This is a genomic window from Streptomyces sp. PA03-6a (assembly GCF_033792765.1).
Taxonomy (GTDB): Bacteria; Actinomycetota; Actinomycetes; order Streptomycetales; family Streptomycetaceae; genus Actinacidiphila.
The window spans coordinates 1-4,187 of sequence record NZ_JARAVK010000449.1; the positions used below are offsets into that span (position 1 = coordinate 1).

Here is a 4,187-nt window from a genome sequence, read left to right on the forward strand (position 1 = left end):
GGGGAAGGGCCCGGGTTCGGCCGGTCCGTCCTCCTCGCCCGCGGCGGAGGGGCGGTACCGGTCCAGGGCCGGCAGGTCGGGCACCAGATGAGCGTGGGCCCGGCACACGGCCGCGGTCTCGGCGATCGACACCAGCGGGGTGCGGATGTGGGACCAGCCACCCGAGGCGTCGCCGGCCACCGCGACCCCCACCCGGTCCGGGGCGATGGCGGTCGCGGCGGCCATCGCCTCGGACGAGATGTCGCCCAGACCCACCTCGGCGGTCTGCTTGTTGACGCGGTGCACGACCCGACCGGAGAGCTGGGACCGGAGCGTCGCGGCGCCCTTGCCGAGCTCCACCCCGAAGCGCTGCCCGCAGATCTCCAGGTAGATGCCGACCGCACGGGCCCGCTGCGCCAGCCGGATCAGGTCCGCCACCATGCGGTCCCGGCGTTCCTCGCCCTTCTTCGTCGCGCTGAGGAACAGTTCGGCGACCTCGTCGACCAGCACCACGACGGGCACCGGCCGCACGTACGCGGGCAGCCCCCAGATGTCGGAGGCCACCTCCTCCTCCGGGGCGTCCAGCGCCGTGCGCTGGCACTCCTTGAGCACCGCGAACCGGTGCTCCATCTCGGCCACCAGCGCGTCCAGCAGCTCCGCCGCCTGCTCCCGGTCGGTCGCCAGGGCCGACAGCCGGGGCGCGTACGGGATCAGTTCCGCCCCGCCCTTGCAGTCGATCCCCACCAGGGCCACGGGCAACCGGGCCAGGTTCATGATCAGGTTGCGCTGGTACACCGACTTGCCCGACTGGTTCGCCCCGAGGGTGAGCGCGTGCGGGATCTCCCGGTAGTTCCGCACGAAGGCGGTCCCGTCGTCCCGCAGCGCCACCGGCACCACCATCGGGCCGGACGGCAGGCGGCGCGGCATCCGTACGTCGCGGAGCACGTCGTAGCCGGTCATCCGCAACTCGACCACCCCGGGGCCGAGCTCGACCACGTGCACCGCGTGCACGCCCCACGCGTGGCGCAACCGGTTGGACGCCGCGGCCACGTCGGCCGGCTCCAGCCCGCCCGGCAGCCGCAGCCGCACCCGCATGCCGGTCAGCGAGCCGCCCACCCGGCGGATCCTCGGCGGCACCGGCCGCACCTCCCTGCGCCCCGCCGCCCGCCCCGCCAACGCCCGGGCCCACGACGGCGGTACGGCCAGCCCGCACGCCGCCATCGTGGAACCGTAGGTCGACAGGAACCGCCCCCAGGCCAGCGGTAGCCCGAACAGCAGCCAGAACGCCACCGGGAACCGTCGACGGGCATAGGCCAGGCCACCGGCCGAGACCAGCAGCACACCCAGGAGCGCGACACCCGTCATGGTGATCAGCCCTTGCCGTTCGGGACGGCGGCCGGGACCGGCGCGGTGACCGCCCGCGCCACACGAGCAGATCCCATGCCCGGTTTGACCGTTAAGCGTATTCTCTCACCCCTACCCCCACCGCCCGGTCACCGACACCGGCGTTCCACCCAGGGGGCCGCGCCCCGCACCGCGAGGTCGCAGCCGCGGGTGCCGCAAGGCCGCTTAACGATCGACGGCCCTCCGGGACGGGCCGGGCCGACGGTCACCACACCCGGCGGGTGCCCCCGCGCCACGCGCGCCCGACCGGACGGAGCTTTCACACCTGCCGGTCACTGAGCGTCAACGTGCGGCACCTGTGATCGATGGCGGTCACGCAGCGCGGAGTAAAGCTCATGTCCGAAGTACAGCAGGGCAACCGCGCTCAGGGCGATGAGTCCGGGCGCGATGGCTTCGGGGCGCATGCTCTGCATCATCCGTCCGGCGCGGGTCCATGCGCGGGCCTGAGGCTCGTACTCCATCGCGATCAGCCACCACACGGCCGACACCATGCAGGTCAGGGAAAGCAACAGCCCGGACCAGTGGGCGACCCACCACCGCCTCGTACGCGTGCCAGCCAAAATGCCACCGTCTCCTCGACGAACGAACCGGAGCCGGGCGAGCCTATGTTCGCCAGGTGCCTTGTGTGAAGCTCGGGGGCTCGGTCGGCGAAGACCGGGAGGACGAGGGAGCACGGTGCCGTCGCGCACGAAGAAGGGGCGCCCCCGTGTCTTGGGGCACCCCTTCCGTTCAGCACCTCGGATGTGAACCGACGGCGACATCGCTGCCACGACGTTTCTCCATACCTTCCCCCGGCGTGTAGGCGACCGATAAGGCCTCCTGCCAGGGATGACGTTGCCTGTCGCGCCTTCGGTCCCTGCGCGGGAGTTCACACCGCTGCCTCCCGGCAAGGCGGCAGCGAGTTCCCCTGCCGGGGAGACGCAACCCGCAGCCTCACGCCTCCAAACTGCGGACCTGCCCACCGGAGCGTCGCCACGTTTGTGCATGCTGTCGGGCATGACTGGACCCGGTCCTGAGCACGTGAAGGTGCACTTTCGCCTGGAGATCGAGGACCACTGGCCCCCGGCCGGGGTGGGGAGCCTCTGGGCCATCGACCGCGGTGACGGGAAAGCCGAGCTGGCGAACACGCCCTTCTTCATCCGAGGTGTCGCCCTCGGTGACATCGTTGAGACGTCCGTTGACGACGAGGGTGTCAGGTGGGCAGGCAAGGTGGTCCAGCCCTCGGACAACTGCACCATCCGCTTGATCGTGCTGCGCGACAGCGGCTCGGCGGCGGCCGGACAGAGCGTGCTCGACGTCTTCCACGAGTTGGGCGCCGACGGCGAGGGCATCGAGCAGTTCCGCATGGTCTCCCTCGACATCCCGCTGGAGGCGAATCTCGGCAGGATCAAGCGTCTCCTTCAACACGGCGTCGATCAGGAGTGGTGGCACGTGGAGGAAGGCTGCATCACGGACGCTTGGCGGACCACCGAGGCCGGCTGACGCCTCAGGGCTGCCGTGCCCCGGCGCGCGGTCGGGCGGCTGCCCAGGCGGAAGTACGACGCCTCCGCGCACGAAGAAGGGGCGCCCCCGTGTCTTGGGGCACCCCTTCTGTCCAGCGCCTTCGCCGGCCTACTGCGGAGAGTGTGGGATTTGAACCCACGGTGACATCGCTGCCACGACGGTTTTCAAGACCGTTCCCTTAGGCCGCTCGGGCAACTCTCCCCGCGCCGCGGGGTCCGGCTGGAGGGCCGGGCGGCGCGGGGACAGCCTAACGGGTCGGCTCAGCTGCTGCTGTCGCCCTTGCGTTCGCCGAGAGTGAGGGTGGCGGTGCGGGTCTGGCCGTCACGGGTGTACGTGAGGTTGACCTTCTCGCCGGGCTCGTGCTGCCAGATCTCGCCGATGAGGGTGGGGCTGGAGTCGACCACGGTGTCGTCGAACTTGGTGATGACGTCGCCGGAGCGCAGGCCCGCCTGGTCGGCGGGGCCGCCGGAGGTGACGGCGTCGGCGCCGGTGGCGATCTTGGCGCCCTCGCCGCTGTAGCTGGAGTCGACGTGGACGCCGATGACGGCGTAGACGGGCTCGCCGTCCTTGATCAGGTCCTCGGCGACGCGGCGGGCCTGGTCGATCGGGATGGCGAAGCCCAGGCCCACGCTGCCGGACTGGGAGGTGCCGTCGCTGCCGGTGGACTGGATCGCGGAGTTGATGCCGATGACCGCGCCCTCGGAGTTCAGGAGGGGGCCGCCGGAGTTGCCGGGGTTGATCGAGGCATCGGTCTGTATGGCGCTCATGTAGGAGGCGTTGGACCCCTCCCCGTCGCTGGAGGCGATGGGGCGGTGCAGGGCGCTGACGATGCCGGTGGTGACGGTGCCGGAGAGCCCGAAGGGGGCGCCGATGGCGATGGTGGAGTCGCCGACGGCCACCTTGTCGGAGTCGCCGACGGCGAGCGGAGTGAGCTTGTCGGGGGTGACCCCCTTGAGCTTGACGACGGCGACGTCGTAGCCCTGGGCGCGGCCGACGACCTCGGCCTCGTACTTCTTGCCGTCGGAGAACGTGGCGGTGAGCTTGCCGCCGTCGGCGGCGGGGGCCACGACGTGGTTGTTGGTGAGGATGTGGCCTTCCTTGTCGTAGACGAAGCCGGTGCCGGTGCCGCTCTCCTGGCGGCCGGTGGCCTCGATCGTGACGACACTGGGGAGGGCCTGCTTGGCGATGCCCGCGACCGAGTCGGCGGCGCGGCTGAGGTCCTTGGGGTTGCCGACCGAGGAGACGGTGGTCGAGGAGGAGCTGTCGTTGCGGTCCGCGGCCCAGAAGCCGACCCCGCCGCC

The 4,187-nt window shown here is 71.3% G+C and carries 4 protein-coding genes and 1 tRNA gene; 1 reads left to right on the forward strand and 4 read right to left on the reverse strand.

Annotation, left to right across the window (positions count from 1 at the left end):
• The coding region (locus PV350_RS45160; protein ID WP_500339136.1) for an FtsK/SpoIIIE domain-containing protein at nt 1–1,344 on the reverse strand (1,344 nt) is incomplete at its 3' end.
• Nucleotides 1,345–1,655: 311 nt separating this feature from the next.
• Nucleotides 1,656–1,874 (reverse strand): hypothetical protein, encoded by a 219-nt coding sequence (locus tag PV350_RS45165; RefSeq protein WP_499512966.1) that lies wholly within the window; start codon nt 1,872–1,874, stop codon nt 1,656–1,658.
• A gap of 505 nt (nt 1,875–2,379) precedes the next feature.
• On the opposite strand from PV350_RS45165, the gene PV350_RS45170 reads away from it, so the two are divergent.
• Nucleotides 2,380–2,865 (forward strand): DUF4265 domain-containing protein, encoded by a 486-nt coding sequence (locus PV350_RS45170; RefSeq protein WP_500339137.1) that lies wholly within the window; start codon nt 2,380–2,382, stop codon nt 2,863–2,865.
• A gap of 135 nt (nt 2,866–3,000) precedes the next feature.
• Here PV350_RS45170 and PV350_RS45175 read toward each other — a convergent pair.
• A tRNA-Ser gene (locus tag PV350_RS45175) sits at nt 3,001–3,087 on the reverse strand.
• Nucleotides 3,088–3,146: 59 nt separating this feature from the next.
• The coding region (locus PV350_RS45180) for a S1C family serine protease (RefSeq protein WP_500339138.1) at nt 3,147–4,187 on the reverse strand (1,041 nt) is incomplete at its 5' end.

Coding starts and splice junctions, on each gene's coding strand:
- PV350_RS45165 (WP_499512966.1), bottom strand. CDS start 1,874: ATGGTGTCGGCCGTGTGGTGGCTGATCGCGATGGAGTACGAGCCTCAG.
- PV350_RS45170 (WP_500339137.1), top strand. CDS start 2,380: ATGACTGGACCCGGTCCTGAGCACGTGAAGGTGCACTTTCGCCTGGAG.